The organism is Thioclava pacifica DSM 10166, assembly GCF_000714535.1.
GTDB lineage: Bacteria > Pseudomonadota > Alphaproteobacteria > Rhodobacterales > Rhodobacteraceae > Thioclava > Thioclava pacifica.
In genome coordinates this window covers 547,089-566,979 of sequence record NZ_AUND01000012.1, presented here as the reverse complement: position 1 = coordinate 566,979, position 19,891 = coordinate 547,089, and the positions used below count along the sequence as shown (strand labels likewise).

Here is a 19,891-nt window from a genome sequence, read left to right as displayed (position 1 = left end):
CCGTCCCATTCTAAGCAGCACATCGGGTCGGGCCAACCGATCCGGAAGAGGGGAGCATAAACATTGCGTGACGGTAAAGGGGCAATCGGCGAAAGCCTGCTCAAATGGTATGACGCCCATGCCCGGGTCCTCCCTTGGCGCATCTCGCCTGCCGATCGCGCAGAGGGCGTGGCGCCCGATCCCTACCGTGTCTGGCTCTCAGAAGTGATGTTGCAACAGACGACCGTGGCCGCGGTGCGCGATTATTTCCGCCGTTTTACCGAGTGCTGGCCCGATGTCGGGGCCCTTGCCGCGGCCGAGGATGCGGATGTCATGGCCGAATGGGCGGGGCTTGGCTATTACGCCCGCGCCCGCAACCTGCTGAAATGTGCGCGCGTGGTGGCGCATGATCTGGGTGGCACCTTCCCGGGAAAGGCGGCAGAGCTGCAAAGGCTCCCCGGCATCGGTCCCTATACCGCCGCTGCCATTGCCGCGATCGCCTATGACGAGCCGGTCGCGGTGGTCGATGGCAATGTGGAGCGCGTGGTCTCGCGCCTCTTTGCGGTCGAGACGCCCCTGCCGGGCGCCAAGCCCGAACTGACCGCGCTGACCGCCCAGATCACGCCGCAGTCCCGGCCGGGCGATTTCGCGCAGGCGATGATGGATCTCGGCGCCACTATCTGCACCCCGCGCAATCCGACCTGCGGGATATGTCCGCTGCTCGGGGAGTGCGATGCGCGTCACCAGGGAATTGCCGAGACGCTGCCCCACAAGGCACCGAAGAAGGAGAAACCGACCCGGCTCGGCTTTGCCTATGTCGTGATGAATGACGCAGGCGATGTGCTGCTCGAACGGCGCCCGGATAAGGGCCTCTTGGGCGGCACGCTGGGCTTTCCCGGTTCGGACTGGTCCGAGGCGCCAAGCCCGACGCCGCCGCTCGCCGCTGACTGGGTCGAAGCGCCTGTCGAGGTGCGCCACACCTTCACCCATTTCCACCTGATCCTGCGCGTCCATGTCACCCGCAGGGACACGGACGGCCTCACCCCCCGCGAAGCCTTCCGCCCCGCCGATCTGCCCACGCTGATGCGCAAGGTCTGGGATGCGGCCCAAAGCGCCGATTGGCCGCAAGCCTGAGCGATTGAAACGGGTTAGCCTTAGGCTAAGATGGGCGCGCAACAACCGGAACCTCCCCATGTCGAGCCGCGCCGAGATCCGCCGCCCCTCCCATGCCCTGCCCTTCTGGCTCTCGCTCGGCACCGTGCCGCTGGCGATGATCGAGGCATGGTTCGGCGGCTGGACCCTGATCCTGCTGCCCGCCTATGCATGGTGGCTGACGACGCTGCTCGACCAGCTTCTGGGCCGCAACGAGGACCAGCCCGACACCGACACCCCCGAGGCCGATCTTTTCTGGTATCGCGCGATCACGCTGATCTGGTTTCCGATACAAGCGGCGGTGATCTTCGGCACGATCTGGTGGGTGACGCATAGCAATCACCTGAACGGGCTTGAGATCGTCGCGCTGATGTTCGGCGTGGGCGTGATCTCGGGCACGATCGGCATCGTCTATGCCCATGAACTGCTGCACCAGAAGAACAGGCTCGAACGCTGGCTCGGCGATCTGCTGCTGGCATCCGTCCTCTACTCCCATTTCCGCACAGAGCACCTTCTGGTCCATCACCTCTGGGTCGGCACACCCCGCGACGCGGTCTCGGCGCGCTACAACGAAGGCTTCCACCGCTTCTTCTGGCGGGTGCTTTTCGAATGCCCAAACTCGGCATGGAAAGCCGAAACGCAGATGCTGGCGCGCGCGGGCCGCCCGGTCTGGCACCGCTCCAACCCGTTCTGGCGCTACGGCGCGTTGCAGGCGCTGGCGCTGCTCGCCGCCTTCGCGATCGGTGGCTGGATGGGGCTCGGCCTCTTCGTGCTGCAAGCCTTCTTCGCGGTCTGGCAGTTGGAGCTGACCAACTATGTCGAGCATTACGGTCTGACGCGGCAATACAAGGGTGACGGGCGCTACGAACATGTCCTGCCGCGCCATAGCTGGAACGCCGATCACATGGCCTCGAACTGGCTGCTGATCAACCTGCAGCGCCATTCGGATCACCATTACAAACCCGACCGCCGCTTCCCGCTGCTGCAAACCTACGATGCCGAGGAGGCGCCACAGCTGCCCTTCGGCTATCCCGGCATGACGGCGTTGGCGATGATCCCGCCGCTCTGGCGGCGCCGGATGAACCCGCGCGTGCGGGCCTGGCGGCGCAAATACTACCCCGAGATCGAGGACTGGACGCCCTACAACAAGGGCACGACCCCCTTGCCGCGCGGCTCTTTCTAAGAGCGGCCCTGCCGCTTTGCAGCCCGCCGATTGGAACTCGAGACAATGGCTCCTGATCGGCGCCCCACGGCATCGTTCGAGCCATTAAGGGCGAAACCCTTCTTCCAACTGCTTTGAAATATCCCCGCCGGAGGCTTCCCTGTTTTCCACAAGCGCAGGTCTCAGGTCACGACGCGCAAGGTCAGGTTGATCCGTCCACCTTTCGGCATGAGCGGACAGGTGCCGGGCTTGATCCGGTCGATCCCGTGATAAAGGAGCCGCGCGGCGCCTCCCATCACCATGACATCGCCCGAACGCAGCCAGAGGCTTTCCGTCTTGCCCCCGCGCGTTGCGTTGCCGATGCGAAAGAGCCCGTCATCGCCCAGGGATATCGAGACGACCGGCTGATCGAAGTCATCTTCGTCGCGATCCTGATGCATCCCCATCTTCGCGCCCTCGCCATAGAAATTGATCAGGCAGCATTCCGGAGCGCGCGTTGTGCCGGAGACCGCGTTCCAAATCGCAAGGATCGAGGATGGGATTTCGGGCCAAGGACAACCATCGGGATGGGTTTCCGAGTAGCGATAGCCACGCCGATCGGACACCCAACCGAAGCGTCCGGCTGAGGTCATACGCACCGACATCGGCTTGCCATAAGGGGTCATGGGCGAAAAGAGCGGGGCGCGCGCCACCACCTCACGAAGATCGGCGAGCAGAGCCTGTTGTTCAGCCACATCAAGCCAGCCGGGATAATGCAGGAAGCCACGAATCTCCTGCGGAGCGGGGCGTGCGGTTGCGTCCTCGGGAATTTCTGTCATTTTCTCGCAATCTTCCTCGGGGGAGCCTTCTTGCAGGCCGATTTGGCCCTCCTTATATACGCTTCGAAGCCGGTCGCGGACCACAGGGTCCTCCGGCAGAACATGAAACCGAAACCCAAGGGATAGGGGCCGGGGGCCTGAATGGACCCGTTCCCCGCCATATCGCCAAGAGAGGTAACATCATGGGTAAAGTCATTGGTATCGACCTCGGGACCACGAACTCCTGCGTCGCCATCATGGATGGCTCGCAACCCCGAGTGATCGAAAATTCCGAAGGGGCGCGCACCACCCCCTCGATCGTCGCCTATACCGACGACGAACGTCTGGTCGGCCAGCCGGCGAAACGCCAGGCGGTCACCAACCCGTCGAACACCGTGTTCGCCGTGAAGCGCCTGATCGGCCGCCGCACCACGGATGCGGAAGTCGAGAAGGACAAGAAACTCGTTCCCTACTCCATCGTCGACGGTGGCAACGGGGATGCCTGGGTCGAAGTGAAGGGTGAGAAATACTCCCCCGCACAGGTGTCGGCCGTCATCCTTCAGAAGATGAAGGAAACCGCCGAGAGCTATCTGGGCGAGGAAGTCACGCAGGCGGTCATCACGGTGCCGGCGTACTTCAACGACGCCCAGCGTCAGGCCACGAAAGACGCGGGCAAGATCGCCGGCCTCGAAGTGCTGCGCATCATCAACGAGCCCACCGCGGCGGCGCTGGCCTATGGTCTCGACAAGAAAGAAACGAAAACCATCGCGGTTTATGACCTCGGCGGCGGCACCTTCGACATCACCATCCTCGAAATCGACGATGGCCTGTTCGAAGTGAAATCGACCAACGGCGACACGTTCCTCGGCGGTGAAGACTTCGACATGCGCATCGTCAACTACCTCGCTGACGAGTTCAAAAAAGAGCATGGCGTCGACCTGACCAAGGACAAGATGGCGCTTCAGCGTCTGAAGGAAGCTGCCGAGAAAGCGAAGATCGAGCTGTCGAGCTCGTCTCAGACCGAGATCAACCAGCCCTTCATCTCGATGGGCAAGGACGGCACGCCGCTGCACATGGTCATGAAGCTGACCCGTGCGAAGCTGGAAAGCCTCGTGAACGACCTGATCAAGGCCTCGCTCAAGCCCTGTGCCGCCGCGCTCAAAGATGCCGGCGTGTCGAAGGACGAGATCGACGAAGTCGTGCTCGTCGGCGGTATGACCCGCATGCCCAAGGTTGTGGAAGAAGTGACCAACTTCTTCGGCAAGGAGCCGCATAAGGGCGTGAACCCGGACGAAGTCGTGGCGCTTGGCGCGGCCATTCAGGCCGGCGTTCTGCAGGGTGACGTGAAAGACGTCGTGCTGCTCGACGTGACCCCGCTGTCGCTCGGCATCGAGACGCTGGGTGGTGTCTTCACCCGCCTGATCGACCGCAACACCACGATCCCGACCAAGAAGTCGCAGATCTTCTCGACCGCGGAAGACAACCAGAACGCGGTGACGATCCGCGTCTTCCAGGGCGAGCGCGAGATGGCCGCGGACAACAAGCTGCTGGGCATGTTCAACCTCGAGAACATCCCGCCGGCCCCGCGCGGCATGCCGCAGATCGAAGTGACCTTCGACATCGACGCGAACGGCATCGTGTCCGTTTCGGCGAAAGACAAGGGCACCGGCAAGGAGCAGAAGATCACGATCCAGGCTTCGGGCGGTCTTTCCGACGAAGAGATCGAGAAAATGGTTCAGGACGCCGAGGCGAATGCCGAGGCCGACAAGTCCCGCAAGGAACTCGTCGAGACCAAGAATCAGGGCGAATCGCTCCTGCACTCGACCCGCAAGTCGCTCGAAGAGCATGGCGACAAGGTCGATGCGTCGACGGTCGAAGCGATCGAACTCGCTGCCAACGCGCTTGAGGAAGCCCTCAAGACCGAGGAAGCAGGTAAGATCAAGGGCGCCATCCAGAACCTCACGGATGCGGCGATGAAACTCGGCGAGGCCATCTACAAGGCCGAGCAGGAGAAAGCCGGTCAGGGCGAGGCCTCGGACGAAGACGAGCCGCGCGATGTCGATGACGACATCGTCGATGCCGACTTCGAAGATCTGGGCGAGGACAAGCGCAAGTAATTGCGCGCGGAACGTTGGGCGGGCCTGCCGTATCTAGGCGGGCCCGTTCCCATGTTCCCCCAAGAGGGGTAGCCAATGGCAAAACGTGACTTTTACGACGTTCTGGGAATCGCCAAGGGCGCCTCGGCCGAAGAGATCAAGAAGGCCTATCGCAAGAAGGCCAAGGAACTCCATCCCGACCGCAACTCCGACAATCCCGATGCCGAGTCCCAGTTCAAGGAAGCGAACGAGGCTTACGAGGTTCTGAAGGATCCGGAGAAGAAGGCGGCCTATGACCGCTTCGGTCATGCGGCTTTCGAGGGTGGCATGGGCGGAGGCCCGCGTCCGGGTGGCGGCTTCGGCGGCGGCCCGGGTCAGGGCGATTTCGCCTCGGCCTTCTCGGATGTGTTCGAAGACCTGTTCGGCGACTTCATGGGTGGCCGTGGTGGTGGCGGTCCGCGCTCGCGTGCACAACGCGGCTCGGATCTGCGCTACAACCTGCGCGTCACGCTTGAAGAGGCGTTCAAGGGCACTCAGAAGACGATCAACGTACCGTCCTCGGCAGCTTGTACCGCCTGTAACGGCACCGGCGCCGAAGGTGGAGCAGAGCCGCAAACCTGTCCGACCTGCTCGGGTCTGGGCAAGGTGCGCGCGCAGAACGGCTTCTTCACCGTGGAGCGGACCTGTCCGACCTGCGGCGGTCAGGGCCAGGTGGTCAAGAATCCCTGCAAGGTCTGCCATGGTGCGGGCCGGGTGGAGACCGATCGCCAGCTTCAGGTCAACATCCCTCCCGGGGTGGAGACCGGCACCCGCATCCGTCACGCCGGCGAAGGCGAGGCGGGGCTGCGCGGCGGTCCGTCGGGCGATCTCTACATCTTCATCGAGGTCAAGCCGCACCAGATCTTCGAGCGCGAGGGCACCGATCTGCATTGCCGCGTGCCGGTGAGCATGGCGACAGCAGCGCTTGGCGGCGAGGTCGAGGTTCCGACGATCGACGGCGGGCGCTCGCGGGTGAAAATCCCGGCAGGCAGCCAGTCGGGCCGTCAGATGCGCCTGCGTGGCAAGGGCATGCCCGCGCTGCGCGGCGGCGGGGTCGGTGACATGTTCATCGAACTCGCTGTGGAGACGCCGGTGAACCTGACCGCGCGCCAGAAGGAGATCCTGAAAGAATTTCAGGAGATCGAGGCCGAGAACAACCCGGAAGGGGCGAGCTTCTTCAAGAAGGTCAAGAACTTCTGGGATGGCATGACACAATGAGAAGGCGCCTTCGGGCGCCTTTTTCACATCCTCTCGTCTGGGTTGGTTAAGCTTTTATTCATCGCGAATCGGCCATGCTGCCCGGCATGGACCAGACTTCACATAGCTGCCAAGAGCCCCCGCTGCCGCTGTTCGAGATCGACACCGCCAGCCCAGTCGCGGCCCCGGCGAAGCAACCTTCCTATCTAATCGACCACCGCAAGCGGTTGCGCGAGCGATTCATGGAGGGCGGCGCGCGGGCTATACCCGATTACGAGATGCTGGAGTTGGTGCTGTTCCGCGCCATTCCACGACAGGATGTGAAACCTCTCGCGCGGCGCCTGATCGACAGTTTCGGGGATTTCGGGCGTGTGGTCTCTGCGTCCCCCACGCGGCTACGACAGGTGACTGGCGTCGGCGAGACGGTGATCCAGGAACTCAAGATCATTGAGGCCGCCTCGCAGCGTCTTGCCCGCTCAAAGGTAATGCACCGCCCGGTTCTGAGCTCGTGGCAGGCATTGCTCGATTACTGCCACACCACACTGTCCCATGCCGAAACAGAGCAGTTTCGCCTGCTGCTGCTCGATCGCAAGAACCGGCTGATTGCGGATGAGGAACAAGGGCGCGGCACGGTCGATCACGTCCCGGTCTACCCGCGCGAGGTGATCAAGCGCGCGCTGGAGGCCAATGCCTCGGCGCTGATCCTCGTTCATAATCATCCCTCGGGCGATCCAACCCCTTCAGAGGCCGATATCCTGATCACCCGCCAGATCGCGCAAGCGGCGAATTTGTTCGGGATCGAACTGCATGACCACCTGATCCTCGGCAAGGATCATGAGGTCAGCCTGCGTGCAGAGGGCTATTACTGAGCAGCAGTGTTCGCCGCGATCTGATTGGTGAAACCGGGCAACGACAGCACAATCGCCCCGCCATTCGCCGGGCAGTTCGGCAGTGCGATCTCAAGCGGCATCGTGGGCTGCGCTTTGCCGCCAACCACGTTCCAGACCGATCCGCTGACAGTCTTGCCACAGCTTTCTTCATTGAGCGCAATTTCGAGCTCGAGCTCAACATCCGTCAGATTGGACGGCGCTGTGTAGATTTCGACGCGCTTGCCATCCTCAGTCTCGAACTGCGTCATGTACCCGCCTTTCGGCGTGTCATAGGTACGCGGGGTGGCGATGCTGACATGACCGGCATCATCAAATCCGGCGCCGTTCTCATAGGCGTTGAGATGCATCCCGTCGCCCTGTGCGCTGATCAGGATCACCCGGTTGATTCGCTCGAGCCCGGAAACAGCCAGGCTTTTCTGCGCGATTCGTTCGCCATGAGCGAATACCGTCAGTTTCGCCTGCGCTTCGAGTGCAGGCAGCAATTCAGACCAGTTTCCGCGCCCATCGGTCTGCCCGTCGAGCATCAGCTGGCCGTCATGAAAGACAATCTCCGCATTGCGCAAACAGGGGGCCGCAAGGGACACGTGCAGCAATCCGGCGCCGCTTGCATCCGCGCTCAGCTGCGCAGGCGCGCAATCGGGCAACGCCGCGGTGTCATCAGACTTGGGGCTCGCCGTGGAAGACCCCTCCGATCGGTCGATCTGTGTAGACATGCGTGTCGAGGCAAAACCGTCACCTGCTGCACTCGCCATCGCCGGGATCGCGCCCACGCCCGTGTCGCGCGCGATATCGCGGCTCGGTGGGTTGCGCAGGACGGTCTGGCTGATGAGCTGCACACGCGCGATCGGCGGCTTGAGCATCGGCTTGGGCAGACGAGGGGCGATCCGCTCCTGCCAATCAGCGATCGGCATCATCGGCGAGATATATTCCGTATCGAGCGCAGGCGAAGGCCCGACCGTCTGCATGACGTGCCCGGTCGCGGCTGCGAGGAGGAAGGTCGCGCCGATCATGGATATCTTGCGGATATTGCGCATCGCAGCCTCCGGCAAACTTACTTACCGGATTGTTAAAGGCGGAAAGCGGCGAAGCTGGGCGCGAATTAAGAAAACTTTGCGGCACGCTAAGGTTGTGCAATTCGCAAATATTGGGGAGTTCTCTAAGGATTCCGACTAGATATGGAAAAGGCGGCCGGGGCCGCCTTTTCTTTGCCGTATTTCGTCAGACAAGCTGCCCGTGGCAGTGCTTGAATTTCTTCCCAGACCCGCAAGGGCAGGGATCATTGCGTGCCGGATCGCCCCAGGTCGAGGGATCGGATTCGTCGAAACCGGGCAGAGCCTCCGCCACCACTTCGGCCTCAGCTTGCGGGGCCGTCGCCGCATCACCTGTATCGGCTTGCGGTGCAGCTTGAGGCTGCATCTGCGCCTGCATCTGTTCCTGTTCCTCGGTGGTCAGCGGACGGATGCGCGCAAGCTGTTGGGTCACATCGGCACGCAGGCTGTCGAGCATGATCTCGAAGAGCTGGAAGCTCTCGGTCTTGAATTCCGACAGCGGATCGCGCTGCGCATAGCCCCGGAAACCGATGGTCTGGCGCAACTGGTCGAGCGTGACGAGGTGCTCGCGCCATTTCGCGTCGATGATCTGCAGGAGAACCTGCTTTTCGATGAGCTGCATCGTCTCGGGACCAAAGGCCTCGGTCTTCTCAGCGATCATCGTATCGGTCGCCTCTTCGAGACGCTCGATCACTACGTCCTGATCGACGCCCTCTTCCTCGGCCCATTGCGCGATCGGCGCGTCAAGGCTGAGCTGGTCCATCACCGCTTGGTGCATGCCCTCGACATCCCACTGATCGGCATAGCTCTTCGGCGGCATGTAGCGGTCCACGAGATCTTCGATGACCTGCACGCGCATGTCGCGGGTGATCTCGCCAACCTCTTCGCTTTCCATGATCTCGCGACGCTGCGAGAAGACCGCCTTCCGCTGGTCGTTCATCACGTCGTCGAACTTCAGGAGCTGCTTGCGGATGTCGAAGTTGCGACCCTCGACCTTCGCCTGCGCGCGCTCGAGCGATTTGTTCACCCAGGGGTGGATAATCGCCTCGCCCTCTTTCATCCCGAGCTTCGACAGAACCGCGTCGAGCTTGTCCGATCCGAAGATGCGCATCAGGTCGTCTTCGAGCGAAAGGAAGAACAGCGAGCGGCCCGGGTCGCCCTGGCGGCCCGAGCGGCCGCGCAGCTGGTTGTCGATGCGACGGCTCTCGTGGCGCTCAGTCGCGAGCACGAACAGACCGCCCGCCTCCAGAACCTTCGCCTTCTCCTCGGCGGTCTCGGCTTCGATCCGCTTGCGAACTTCTTCGGGATCAGCCTCGGGGTTCGCCGCAAGCTCGTCCTGCACGCGCATCTCGACATTGCCACCAAGCTGAATATCGGTGCCGCGGCCAGCCATGTTCGTCGCGATCGTAACGGCGCCCAGACGACCCGCCTCAGCCACGATCTGCGCTTCCTGCTCGTGCTGGCGTGCGTTCAGAACGTTGTGCTTGATGCCTGCCTGGGTCAGCAGGTCCGACAGCATCTCGGATTTCTCGATCGAGGTCGTACCCACGAGGATCGGCTGACCCTTCTCATGCGCCTTGAGGATCGCCTTCACCACCGCGTCGTATTTCTCCTTCGCGGTGCGATAGACGCGGTCGTGATCATCCTTACGGGCGATCGGACGGTTCGTCGGGATCTCGACGACACCGAGCGAATAGATCTCGGCGAATTCCTCGGCCTCCGTGGCCGCGGTGCCGGTCATCCCGCCAAGCTTGTTGTAGAGGCGGAAGTAGTTCTGGAAGGTGACCGAGGCCAGCGTGACGTTCTCGGGCTGGATCTCGACGCCCTCTTTCGCCTCGATCGCCTGATGCAGGCCTTCCGACAGGCGGCGGCCCTTCATCATGCGGCCGGTGAATTCGTCGATCAGCACGACATCACCGCCCATGACGACGTAGTTCTGATCCTTGAAGAACAGCTTGTGAGCCCGAAGCGCCTGGTTCACGTGGTGAACGATCGTGGTGCTCTCGGGATCGTAGAGCGACTGACCTTCGGGCAGAACGCCCGCCTCGTGCAGGATTTGCTCGAGGAATTCGTTGCCCTCTTCGGTAAAGGTCGCGGTGCGCTGCTTTTCGTCGACGGTGTAATGCTCTTCGCTCAGCTGAGGGATGAACTTGTCGAGCGTGACATAAAGCTCCGAACGGTCATCCGACGGACCCGAGATGATCAGCGGCGTCCGGGCTTCATCGATCAGGATCGAGTCCACCTCGTCGATGATCGCGAAGAAATGGCCGCGCTGCATCATCTGATCGACCGAAGTCTTCATGTTGTCGCGCAGATAATCGAAGCCCAGCTCGTTATTGGTCGCGTAGGTCACGTCGGCCGCATAGGCGAGTTTCTTGTCGGGCTCCGGCTGGTACGGCACGACCACGCCACAGCTCATGCCGAGCGCATTGTAAACCTTGCCCATCCATTCCGAGTCGCGACGGGCCAGATAGTCGTTCACCGTGACGACATGCACGCCCTTACCCGCAAGCGCGTTCAGATAGGCCGGGAAAGTCGCGACGAGGGTTTTCCCTTCGCCCGTCTTCATCTCGGCGATATTGCCCTGATGAAGGAAGATGCCGCCGATGAGCTGCACATCGAAGGCGCGCAGGCCAAGCGCGCGTTTCGCGGCTTCGCGGCAGTTGGCGAAAGCTTCGGGCAGGATCTTGTCGAGGCTCTCGCCCTCTTCCTGCACGCGACGCTGAAACTCGCGCGTCTTTTCAATCAGCTGCTCATCTGTGAGCGGCGCAAACTCTTCTTCCAGTGCGTTGATCTTCGCCACCAGCGGGCGCACCGATTTCACCTTGCGGTCGTTCGATGAACCGAAGACCTTCTTCGCGAGTGTTCCGATGCCGAGCATGTAATCTCCGAGGGTAGCTGACCAGATCGTTATTCCCGACGCCTTGCTGCGAAGGGTTTGGCTGCCTAGAAGAGCGAGCGAAACAAGGCCGAAACGGCTCTTACAGACCCTTGGCGATGTAAGGGGCGACTGCCAGAGTGTCAACGCCGCCGGAAGACGCGGCCAAAAGGGAGTGGCAAGGATGCCGAAACTGACCCAACTTCTCGCAAGTGTTGCGGTTCTCGCGATGGTCTCGGGGACCGCAATGGCCGAAGAGGCGAAGACGCCTGCACCGGCCGATGCGGCCAAGGCCGAGACCACTGCCAAGCCGCGCACGGACCTGACCGCCGATACCGTTGTAGCCACCGTAAACGGCCAGGATATCACGCTCGGGATGATGCAGACGGTGCGCGACGGCCTGCCCGCGCAATACAAATCGCTCGGTGACGAAAAGCTGTTCAACGGCATTCTGGAGCAGCTGATCCAGCAGACCGCGCTGGCCCAGCTCGAGGAAAAGCGCATCACCCAACGCGACAAGATCGCGCTCGAAGTACAGAAACGCGCCTATCTGTCGGGTGCGATGCTCAACTACACCGCGGACAAGGCGGTGACCGATGAGGCCGTTCAGAAGGAATATGACGCGAAATACGCGAAGGCCGCACCGACCAAGGAATATCACGCCGCCCATATCATCGTGAAAACCAAGGAAGAGGCCGAGAAGATCAAGACCGAGATCGATAACGGCGCCGATTTCGCGGAAGAAGCCAAGAAGAATTCCTTCGACGGCACGGCGGCCAATGGCGGTGATCTGGGCTGGTTCAAGCTCGACGCGATGGTGAAGCCCTTCGCGGATGCGGTGGCGGGCATGAAGGACGGCGAGATCGTCGGCCCGATCCAGACCCAATATGGCTGGCACGTGATCAAGCTGATCGGCACGAAGATGGTCGATGCGCCCAAGCTCGCCGATGTTCGGGACGAGCTCGAGGGCGATATCCGTCAGGCTGCCGTGGAAAAGCGCGTGAAGGATGTTGTGGACGGCGCGAAAATCGAGAAGATGACCGACGGGATTGATCCGGCGGTACTCAAGGATCAGTCCATCCTCGGGAGCAACTGATCGACGAGAGGCGGGCGCGATGGCGAAGAAGAAATCGAAGGACGACAAAGAGCTGAAGACCAAGGTCAAGAAGCTGCGCGCCAAGATCAAGGCGCTGAAGTCCGATCTCACCGCCGCTGCGCCCGCCCCGATCAAGACAAAGACGGTGATGGTCTCGCCGCTCGCACCTGAGGCCTTCCCCGATCTGCCGCAGATCGCCGGTGTCGAGTTTGCCTCCGCCGCGGCGGGGGTGAAATATGCAGGCCGCACCGATGTGATGCTGGCCAAGGTCGCGCCGGGATCTTCAGTCGCGGGCGTGTTCACTACCTCCTCGACCCGGGCGGCTTGCGTTCTCGATTGTCAGGAAAAGCTGAAAATGCGCGTGCCGAAGGATTCAGGGGCCGCGATCATCGTCAACTCGGGCAATGCGAATGCCTTCACCGGCAAGCTTGGCCAGAAGGCCGTGGATCTGGTGACGCAAGGCGTCGCCAAGGCGCTCGATCTTCCCCCGAGCCGCGTGTTCTCTTCCTCGACCGGGGTGATCGGTGAACCCCTGCCCTACGAGAAGATCATCCTCGCGATCGACACGCTGGCCGAGCGCCTGTCGCCGGCGGGGATCGAAGACGCCGCCCGCGCGATCATGACCACCGACACCTATCCCAAGGGCGCCTGCGCGACGGTTCAGGGCGAGGGCGGCGAGATCAAGATTGCCGGGATCGCCAAAGGCTCGGGAATGATCGCGCCGAACATGGCGACCATGCTCGTCTATATCTTCACCGATGCGAAGATCACGCCTGCACGCCTACAAAAGATGCTCTCCCGGCAGGTAGAGGACACGTTCAACGCGATCACGGTCGATAGCGACACCTCGACTTCGGATGCGCTGATCGTGGCCGCCACCGGCCAGTCGGACGCTTCCGAGATTTCCGATTTGCGCAGCCAGGTCGCGAAGGATTTCGAGGCCGGCCTGCGGGCAGTAATGATGGATCTCGCCCATCAGGTCGTGAAGGATGGCGAAGGCGCCACCAAATTCGTCGAGATCCGCGTGACCCGCGCCGCCTCGGCCGAGGATGCTCACAAGGTCGCGATGGCGGTGGCGAACTCGCCGCTGGTGAAGACCGCGATCGCCGGCGAGGACGCCAACTGGGGTCGCGTCGTGGCCGCTGTCGGCAAATCCGGAGCCAAGGCTGATCGCGACAAGCTGACGATCTCCTTCGGTGACATGGTGCTCGCCGAAAAGGGCTGGCGCGTGCCGGATTATTCCGAAGAAAAGGCGAGCGCCTACATGAAGAATCCGGAGTTGGTGATCGGCGTCGATCTCGGGCTGGGGCGTGCGTCGAAATCGGTCTGGACCTGCGATCTCACCCATCGCTACATCGACATCAACGCGGATTACCGTTCGTGAAGATGGTTCTGGTCTCGGCGGTCGCGCTGATCGACGTGGACGGGCGCGTGCTTCTCGCACAGCGTCCGGAAGGCAAGTCGATGGCGGGGCTCTGGGAGTTTCCTGGAGGCAAGGTTGAACCCGGGGAGACCCCCGAGGCCGCGCTGATCCGCGAACTGGAAGAAGAGCTGGGCATCCGCACCCATGAAAGCTGCCTTGCGCCGCTGACCTTCGCGAGCCATGCCTATGACGATTTTCACCTGCTGATGCCGCTCTTTGCCTGTCGCAAATGGGAGGGCACGCTGGTCCCGCGCGAGGGTCAGACGCTGGCCTGGGCGCGGGCGCACGAGCTGCGTGATTACCCGATGCCGCCTGCCGATATCCCGCTGATTCCGATCCTGCGCGACTGGCTCTGATCGCTCCAGGCCCCGATTCAGTTTAAAATCCGCTCGAAATGTTCGCAAAATCGAAACAAATAGGGTTATTTTGTTTGCGTTCCGTAAAGAGTTTCGCGTTTAATCTCCCTTCATAGGGAGGAGAACCGATGCTCAGAACCATTCTCATCGGCAGCAGCGTCTCTATCCAGGGTGTTTTCGAACGCCAGCTGGAATGTGGGCGTATCCTCGTACGCGTGGGCGATACGCTCTTCGCGGGTCGTCCCGTCAGCGCCTGATCTGCACAAGGCGTCTTGCGACCGAACCGAATTCTGCTGCCAAACGCAAAACGGGGGCCCGAAGGCCCCCGTTTCCATTTCTCTCGTGCATCGGATCAGAGCGAGCGCTCGATCTCTTCGCGTTCGAAGATTTCGATGACATCCGCCGGACGGATATCGTCGTAATTCTCGAAGGCCATGCCACATTCCTGGCCCGACTGCACTTCCTTGACCTCGTCCTTGAAGCGCTTGAGCGTCTTGAGCGTGCCTTCGTGGATGACCACGTTGTCGCGCAGCAGGCGCACACCAGCCGAACGGCGGGCAACACCCTCGGTGACGAGACAGCCCGCGACCTTGCCGACGCCGGTGACCTTGAAGACTTCCTTGATCTCGGCATAGCCGATGAAGTTCTCGCGGATCTCGGCCGACAGAAGGCCCGAAGCGGCGGCTTTGATGTCGTCCACCAGATCGTAGATGATCGAGTAGTAACGGATCTCGACGCCCTTCTGGTTCGCGGCGTTACGGGCGGGCGCATTGGCACGCACGTTGAAGCCGATAACCGGAGCGTTAGAGGCCTCGGCCAGCGTGATATCGGATTCGGTGATAGCACCGACGCCCGAATGGATCACGCGCACGCGGACCTCGTCGTTGCCGACCTTCTCGAGCGCCTGAACGATCGCCTCGGTCGAGCCCTGCACATCGGCCTTCACAATGACCTGAAGCTCGGACACGCTCTCGTCTGCCTTGGCCTTCGCCATCAGCTGTTCGAGCGTCGTCGCGGCACCAGCGGCAGCACGTTTGTCCTTGGCGGCCTGCTCACGGTAATCGGCGATCTCGCGGGCCTGAGCCTCGGTCTCAACCACGTTGAGCACGTCACCCGCTTCGGGCGTGCCGTTCAGACCAAGCACCTCGACCGGAACCGACGGCCCCGCCTCTTCGACGCGGTCACCCTTGTCGTTGATCAGTGCGCGGACCTTACCCCACTGCTCGCCCACGACGAAGATATCGCCGCGCTTGAGCGTGCCGTGCTGCACGAGAACCGTCGCGACCGGACCACGGCCCACATCGAGCTTGGCCTCGATCACAGCGCCTTGCGCGGCGCGATCGGGGTTGGCCTGAAGCTCGAGGATCTCGGCTTGAAGCGCGATCGCTTCGAGCAGTTGATCGAGCCCCTTGCCGGTCTTGGCCGATACTTCCACGTCCTGCACGTCGCCCGACATCTCTTCGACGACAACTTCGTACTGGAGCAGCTCGGTGCGAACCTTCTGCGGGTTCGCATCGGGCTTGTCGCATTTGTTGATCGCCACGATCATCGGCACCTTCGCCGCTTTGGCGTGGTTGATGGCTTCGATCGTCTGCGGCATCACCGAGTCGTCCGCCGCCACCACCAGCACGACGATATCCGTCACGTTGGCGCCGCGCGCACGCATCGAAGTGAAGGCCGCGTGGCCGGGCGTGTCGAGGAAGGTCAGCACGGCGCCGCTCTCGGTGGTGACCTGATAGGCCCCGATATGCTGCGTGATGCCACCAGCTTCGCCCGAGACGACGTTGGCGTTGCGGATCGCGTCGAGAAGCGAGGTCTTGCCGTGGTCGACGTGACCCATGATCGTCACGATCGGCGGGCGCGGCTGGAGGTCTTCAGCCTTGTCCTTCACGGTGTCGATCACCTGTTCCACATCCGAATCCGAGACGCGCACGGCCTTGTGGCCGAATTCCTCGATCACGAGTTCGGCGGTGTCGGCGTCGATGGTCTGGTTGGCCGTGACCATCATACCCATTTTCATCAACGTCTTAACCACGTCCGCGCCACGCTCGGCCATGCGGTTTGCCAGTTCCGAGACCATGATGGTTTCGGGCAACTGCACTTCGCGGCTCTGTTTCTCAGCGCGGCTGGAGCCGCCCATCGCCTTCTGGCGGGCGCGTTCCTGCTTGCGTTTCATCGCGGCGAGCGAGCGCTGGCGGCCTTCGCCACCCGAAAGCGCATCGCTCAGCGAGAGCTTGCCGGAGCGACGGTTGCCATCGTCACGGCCTTTGCCGCCACGGGTATCACGCTCGGGCGCACGGGTGTCGCGCTCGCGGTCGGTCTTGCGCGGACCCGAGGCGGAGACGCCTTTGGTCTCGGCGCGCGCGGCCGCGGCTTCGACGGCGGCCTGATCGACCGGCACGTCTTTCTTCGGACCCGCCTTGCGGATCTCTTCTTTCTTCTTGTCGCGAAGTTCGGCCTCGCGCTTCTTGCGCTCGTCCTCTTCTTCCTTCGCTTTCAGCGCAGCTTCACGCTCGCGCTCTTCGCGTTCCTTGGCTTCGGCCTCGGCGCGGCGGCGCTCACGCTCTTCCTCGCGCGCCTTCTCCTCGGCGGCGCGGGCCGCGGCCTCTTCGACTTCGCGTGCCTTGGCAGCCTGGAGAGCCTTCAGACGGCGCTCCATCTCGGCATCCGAGATCCCGGCGGGACGTTTCGACGGATCGCCGCCAGCCGGCTTGCCGCCCGCAGCCTTGCCGGCGCCGGCCGCCGGCTTGTTCAGCACCCGCTTCTTGCCTTTCGTCTCGACCACGACGTTCTTCGTGCGCCCGTGCGAGAAGCTCTGCTTCACCTGCCCGGGGCGCCCGCCGCCCAGTCCGAGAGTCTTTTTGCCGTCAGTATCGCTCATGCCGTCTTCGTATCCTTCATGGCGGTCTTGCCGCCGTCCTGCTTGCGCAATCCCGCAAGCCTCGATGCGTCTTCAATCACGCGTGGGGTGAGGCCACCAGCTGCAAGCGCGCCGTGTATCGCACGATCGCGTCCGAATGCCAAACCCAATTCCTGAGAGGTGAGGCAGCCGAACCAGCGCCCGCCTTCGGGCGTCCACAGCTTGCCTTTGCCCCTGTCCGAGCCGTCGCTTGCCTGAAGCAGCACTTTCGCGCGTCCTTCGGCCAGCCAGCCCTTGACCTTTTCGAAGCCGACAACTGCCTTGCCGGCTTTTCGCTCCAGAGAAATAAGATCGACAACGCGGCTGGCAAGGGCCTTTTCGACCATTTCCAGCAGATTTTCAGGGGTTTTCGCGGGAGCCTTGGCAGCGCGCGCGAACAGACCCTTCTTCATTGCCGTCTCGATGGCAGTCCGGTCAGAGGTGATCCAGATCCCCCGGCCGGGCAGTTTCCCTGCCACGTCCGGATAGATCATCCCGTCCGGCCCGAGCACGAACCGGATCAGCCCAGCCTTCGGCTGAACTTCGCCGGTGACGATGCAGCGCCGTTCGGGATCGCTCTGCTCTTTCGGCTTGCCGCCGCGACTCATCTTGTTTCCTCTCCGGTCGAGTCCGAGGCTTACGCCCCGGCCTCCTCCTCGGTGTCTTCCGCGTCACCCTCGTCCTCGACCTCAAGCTCGGACGGGTCCACCCAGCCCAGCATGATGCGCGCGGTCATGATCAGGTTCTGCGCCTCTTCGAGGCTGACATCGAATTTCTCGAGCAGGCCATCGTCCTTCACGCGCTGACCGTCGACCGTGGTCCAGCCGCCGGCCAGTTCCCAGTCGGCGCAGGTCGCGAAGTCTTCCAGCGTCTTGATGCCGTCCTTGGCCAGCGCCTCGATCATCTGCGGGGTCAGCCCCTCGAAATCAAAGAGCGACTGTTCGACGCCCATCTCCTTCGCGGCTTCAAGCGCCTTGCGGTTCTGCTCCTCGATCACGTCACGGGCACGGGCTTGCAGCTCTTCAGCCGTACCTTCGTCCACGCCTTCGATCGAAAGCAGTTCATCCATGTCGACATAGGCCACTTCCTCGAGCGAGGTGAAGCCTTCCGCGACCAGAAGCTGCGCGAAGAACTCGTCGATATCGAGCGCATCGACGAAGAGCTTGGTACGCTCGGCGAACTCGGCCTGACGGCGCGCCGATTCCTCGGCCTCGGTCAGGATGTCGATGTCGAGCCCGGTCAGCTGCGAGGCCAGACGCACGTTCTGACCGCGGCGGCCGATCGCGAGCGACAGTTGCTCGTCCGGGACCACGACTTCGATCTTCTGTGCTTCCTCGTCGATCACCACTTTCGACACTTCGGCCGGCTGCAGCGCGTTCACGAGGAAGGTCGCCTGATCTTCGTTCCACGGAATGATGTCGATCTTCTCGCCCTGAAGCTCGCCGACGACGGCCTGCACGCGCGAACCGCGCATACCGACACAGGCGCCAACCGGGTCGATCGAGTTGTCATGGCTGATGACGCCGATCTTCGCGCGCGAGCCCGGGTCGCGGGCCACGGCCTTGATCTCGATGATGCCATCGTAGATTTCCGGCACTTCCATCTTGAACAGCTCGGCCATGAATTCCGGCGCGGTGCGCGACAGGAAGACCTGCGGGCCACGGGTCTCGCGGCGCACGTCCTTGACATAGGCGCGGATGCGGTCGTTCGGGCGATAGCTCTCGCGGCCGATCTTTTCGTTGCGGCGCAGGATCGCTTCGCCACGGCCGATATCGACGATGATATTGCCGTATTCCTCGCGCTTGACGACGCCGTTGATGATCGTGCCGACGCGGTCCTTGAACTCTTCGTACTGGCGATCACGCTCGGCTTCGCGGACCTTCTGCAGGATGACCTGCTTGGCCGATTGCGCGGCGATACGACCCAGATCGACCGGGGGAACCTCGTCCACGATCGTGTCGCCGATCTGCGGGTCTTCGAGGTATTGCTTCGCCTGCTCGACGGTCAGCTCGGCCTGGTAGTTCTCCAGCTCTTTGTCATCAACAACGGTACGCACGCGGGTGAACGTGGCCTTGCCGGTCTTGCGGTCGATCGAGACGCGGATGTCCATCTCGGCGCCGTAACGCGACTTCGCGGCGCGCGCGAGGCTTTCTTCCATCGCCTGGATCACCAGATCCGGGTCGATCATCTTCTCGCGGGCCACGGCTTCGGCGGTCTGCAGAAGCTCAAGCTGGTTGGCTGCGGTAATGGCCATCTCAGGTCTCCTCCTCGGGGGATTCGTCAATCTCGTCAAAATCGGTTTCGTCGATGCCCTCGGCCACTTTCTTCTGGCGCAGCATCTCGGTGATCAGGTCGTCGGTCAGCACGAGCTTCGCATCGGCGAGCAGGTCGAAATTGAGGCCAATCACGACCTCTTCCCCCTGGTCTTCGATCTCGATCAGGGCTTCGTCGCCCTCGGTGCCGCGCAGGATGCCCTTGAAGCGCTTGCGCCCGTCGATCGGCTCGGTGGTCTCGATCTTCGCCTCATAGCCTTCCCAGGCATCGAAATCCTTGAGCCGCGTCAGCGGACGGTCGATGCCAGGCGAGGAAACTTCGAGCGTATATTTGTCCTCGATCGGGTCTTCCACGTCGAGCGCGGCCGAAACGGCGGTCGAGATCGCGGCGCAATCATCCACGACGATCCCGCCTTCGGGACGGTCGGCCATGATCTGTAGCGTAGCCGTCTTGCCGCCCTGCAGCCGCAGCCGCACGAGCTCGAAGCCCAGCCCCTCGATCACGGGGGTCACGATCTCGGCCAGACGCCGGTCGATGGCGGTCTTGGCGATCAGGTCGGTCATGTCTTTCTTTCCGATCCTACAAAACAAAAAACGGGCCCTTG

16 protein-coding genes are annotated in these 19,891 nt (G+C 62.5%); 9 read left to right on the top strand and 7 right to left on the bottom strand.

The window, feature by feature from the left end:
* Nucleotides 1-63: 63 nt before the first annotated feature.
* Together mutY and TP2_RS08560 are read left to right on the top strand one after the other, a co-directional pair.
* Nucleotides 64-1,113, top strand: a complete 1,050-nt coding sequence (gene mutY, locus TP2_RS08565) for an A/G-specific adenine glycosylase (protein WP_038075903.1) — start codon at nucleotides 64-66, stop codon at nucleotides 1,111-1,113.
* Nucleotides 1,114-1,171: 58 nt separating this feature from the next.
* Entirely contained in the window at nucleotides 1,172-2,314 is a 1,143-nt protein-coding gene (locus TP2_RS08560; RefSeq protein WP_051692342.1) for an alkane 1-monooxygenase, read from the top strand.
* Between the two features lie 161 nt (nucleotides 2,315-2,475).
* Here TP2_RS08560 and TP2_RS08555 read toward each other — a convergent pair whose 3' ends face one another.
* Nucleotides 2,476-3,111, bottom strand: coding sequence for an alpha-ketoglutarate-dependent dioxygenase AlkB family protein (locus tag TP2_RS08555; RefSeq protein ID WP_051692385.1), 636 nt, complete (start codon nucleotides 3,109-3,111; stop codon nucleotides 2,476-2,478).
* 182 nt (nucleotides 3,112-3,293) lie between these two features.
* On the opposite strand from TP2_RS08555, the gene dnaK reads away from it, so the two are divergent.
* The 3 genes from dnaK (at nucleotide 3,294) to radC (ending at nucleotide 7,291) form a co-directional block, all read left to right on the top strand.
* A complete protein-coding gene (gene dnaK, locus TP2_RS08550; protein WP_038075901.1) occupies nucleotides 3,294-5,207 on the top strand; it encodes a molecular chaperone DnaK in 1,914 nt (637 codons plus the stop codon).
* Between the two features lie 75 nt (nucleotides 5,208-5,282).
* Nucleotides 5,283-6,443, top strand: a complete 1,161-nt coding sequence (gene dnaJ, locus TP2_RS08545) for a molecular chaperone DnaJ (RefSeq protein WP_038075899.1) — start codon at nucleotides 5,283-5,285, stop codon at nucleotides 6,441-6,443.
* An 86-nt stretch (nucleotides 6,444-6,529) separates the two neighbouring features.
* Nucleotides 6,530-7,291 carry a RadC family protein gene (radC, locus tag TP2_RS08540; protein WP_038076240.1) on the top strand — a complete coding sequence of 254 codons (762 nt, stop codon included), beginning with the start codon at nucleotides 6,530-6,532 and terminating at the stop codon, nucleotides 7,289-7,291.
* Here the strand turns inward: radC and TP2_RS08535 are convergent.
* Nucleotides 7,285-8,346 carry a hypothetical protein gene (locus TP2_RS08535; RefSeq protein ID WP_038075898.1) on the bottom strand — a complete coding sequence of 354 codons (1,062 nt, stop codon included), beginning with the start codon at nucleotides 8,344-8,346 and terminating at the stop codon, nucleotides 7,285-7,287. The genes radC and TP2_RS08535 overlap by 7 nt on opposite strands.
* Before the next feature lie 184 nt (nucleotides 8,347-8,530).
* The gene (secA, locus tag TP2_RS08530) at nucleotides 8,531-11,242 is read right to left on the bottom strand and encodes a preprotein translocase subunit SecA (RefSeq protein WP_038075896.1); all 2,712 of its coding nucleotides are present in this window, start codon (nucleotides 11,240-11,242) and stop codon (nucleotides 8,531-8,533) included.
* 181 nt (nucleotides 11,243-11,423) lie between these two features.
* Between secA and TP2_RS08525 the strand changes: the two genes are divergently transcribed.
* The 4 genes from TP2_RS08525 to TP2_RS18980 all read left to right on the top strand — a co-directional run bounded on the left by TP2_RS08525 (nucleotide 11,424) and on the right by TP2_RS18980 (nucleotide 14,371).
* On the top strand, nucleotides 11,424-12,335 hold the full coding sequence (locus TP2_RS08525) for a peptidylprolyl isomerase (RefSeq protein ID WP_157617072.1): 912 nt from the start codon (nucleotides 11,424-11,426) through the stop codon (nucleotides 12,333-12,335).
* A gap of 19 nt (nucleotides 12,336-12,354) precedes the next feature.
* Nucleotides 12,355-13,719: a bifunctional glutamate N-acetyltransferase/amino-acid acetyltransferase ArgJ gene (gene argJ, locus TP2_RS08520; protein WP_038075894.1), complete on the top strand. Its 1,365-nt coding sequence runs from the start codon at nucleotides 12,355-12,357 to the stop codon at nucleotides 13,717-13,719.
* Nucleotides 13,716-14,114, top strand: a complete 399-nt coding sequence (mutT, locus tag TP2_RS08515) for an 8-oxo-dGTP diphosphatase MutT (protein ID WP_038075892.1) — start codon at nucleotides 13,716-13,718, stop codon at nucleotides 14,112-14,114. The genes argJ and mutT overlap by 4 nt, the downstream gene beginning before the upstream one ends.
* Before the next feature lie 128 nt (nucleotides 14,115-14,242).
* Nucleotides 14,243-14,371 (top strand): hypothetical protein, encoded by a 129-nt coding sequence (locus TP2_RS18980; protein WP_276202128.1) that lies wholly within the window; start codon nucleotides 14,243-14,245, stop codon nucleotides 14,369-14,371.
* Between the two features lie 95 nt (nucleotides 14,372-14,466).
* On the opposite strand, the gene infB is transcribed toward TP2_RS18980, so the two are convergent.
* From infB to rimP, 4 genes are read right to left on the bottom strand one after another with little or no spacing between them, the layout of a single operon-like run.
* On the bottom strand, nucleotides 14,467-16,995 hold the full coding sequence (gene infB, locus TP2_RS08510) for a translation initiation factor IF-2 (RefSeq protein WP_038075890.1): 2,529 nt from the start codon (nucleotides 16,993-16,995) through the stop codon (nucleotides 14,467-14,469).
* The gene (locus tag TP2_RS08505) at nucleotides 16,992-17,621 is read right to left on the bottom strand and encodes an RNA-binding protein (RefSeq protein WP_038075889.1); all 630 of its coding nucleotides are present in this window, start codon (nucleotides 17,619-17,621) and stop codon (nucleotides 16,992-16,994) included. Before TP2_RS08505 ends, infB begins: the two co-directional genes overlap by 4 nt.
* A gap of 29 nt (nucleotides 17,622-17,650) precedes the next feature.
* Complete coding sequence (gene nusA / locus TP2_RS08500; RefSeq protein WP_038075888.1) at nucleotides 17,651-19,267, bottom strand: transcription termination factor NusA; 1,617 nt, start codon at nucleotides 19,265-19,267, stop codon at nucleotides 17,651-17,653.
* Between the two features lies 1 nt (nucleotide 19,268).
* A complete protein-coding gene (gene rimP, locus TP2_RS08495) occupies nucleotides 19,269-19,850 on the bottom strand; it encodes a ribosome maturation factor RimP (RefSeq protein WP_038075884.1) in 582 nt (193 codons plus the stop codon).
* Between the last annotated feature and the right edge of the window lie 41 nt (nucleotides 19,851-19,891).

What these genes read in the sequence shown, in the direction of transcription:
- TP2_RS08560 (WP_051692342.1), top strand. Translation starts at nt 1,172, where the DNA reads ATGTCGAGCCGCGCCGAGATCCGCCGCCCCTCCCATGCCCTGCCCTTC.
- TP2_RS08555 (WP_051692385.1), bottom strand. Translation starts at nt 3,111, where the DNA reads ATGACAGAAATTCCCGAGGACGCAACCGCACGCCCCGCTCCGCAGGAG.
- dnaK (WP_038075901.1), top strand. Translation starts at nt 3,294, where the DNA reads ATGGGTAAAGTCATTGGTATCGACCTCGGGACCACGAACTCCTGCGTC.
- dnaJ (WP_038075899.1), top strand. Translation starts at nt 5,283, where the DNA reads ATGGCAAAACGTGACTTTTACGACGTTCTGGGAATCGCCAAGGGCGCC.
- radC (WP_038076240.1), top strand. Translation starts at nt 6,530, where the DNA reads ATGGACCAGACTTCACATAGCTGCCAAGAGCCCCCGCTGCCGCTGTTC.
- TP2_RS08535 (WP_038075898.1), bottom strand. Translation starts at nt 8,346, where the DNA reads ATGCGCAATATCCGCAAGATATCCATGATCGGCGCGACCTTCCTCCTC.
- secA (WP_038075896.1), bottom strand. Translation starts at nt 11,242, where the DNA reads ATGCTCGGCATCGGAACACTCGCGAAGAAGGTCTTCGGTTCATCGAAC.
- TP2_RS08525 (WP_157617072.1), top strand. Translation starts at nt 11,424, where the DNA reads ATGCCGAAACTGACCCAACTTCTCGCAAGTGTTGCGGTTCTCGCGATG.
- argJ (WP_038075894.1), top strand. Translation starts at nt 12,355, where the DNA reads ATGGCGAAGAAGAAATCGAAGGACGACAAAGAGCTGAAGACCAAGGTC.
- TP2_RS18980 (WP_276202128.1), top strand. Translation starts at nt 14,243, where the DNA reads ATGCTCAGAACCATTCTCATCGGCAGCAGCGTCTCTATCCAGGGTGTT.
- infB (WP_038075890.1), bottom strand. Translation starts at nt 16,995, where the DNA reads ATGAGCGATACTGACGGCAAAAAGACTCTCGGACTGGGCGGCGGGCGC.
- TP2_RS08505 (WP_038075889.1), bottom strand. Translation starts at nt 17,621, where the DNA reads ATGAGTCGCGGCGGCAAGCCGAAAGAGCAGAGCGATCCCGAACGGCGC.
- nusA (WP_038075888.1), bottom strand. Translation starts at nt 19,267, where the DNA reads ATGGCCATTACCGCAGCCAACCAGCTTGAGCTTCTGCAGACCGCCGAA.
- rimP (WP_038075884.1), bottom strand. Translation starts at nt 19,850, where the DNA reads ATGACCGACCTGATCGCCAAGACCGCCATCGACCGGCGTCTGGCCGAG.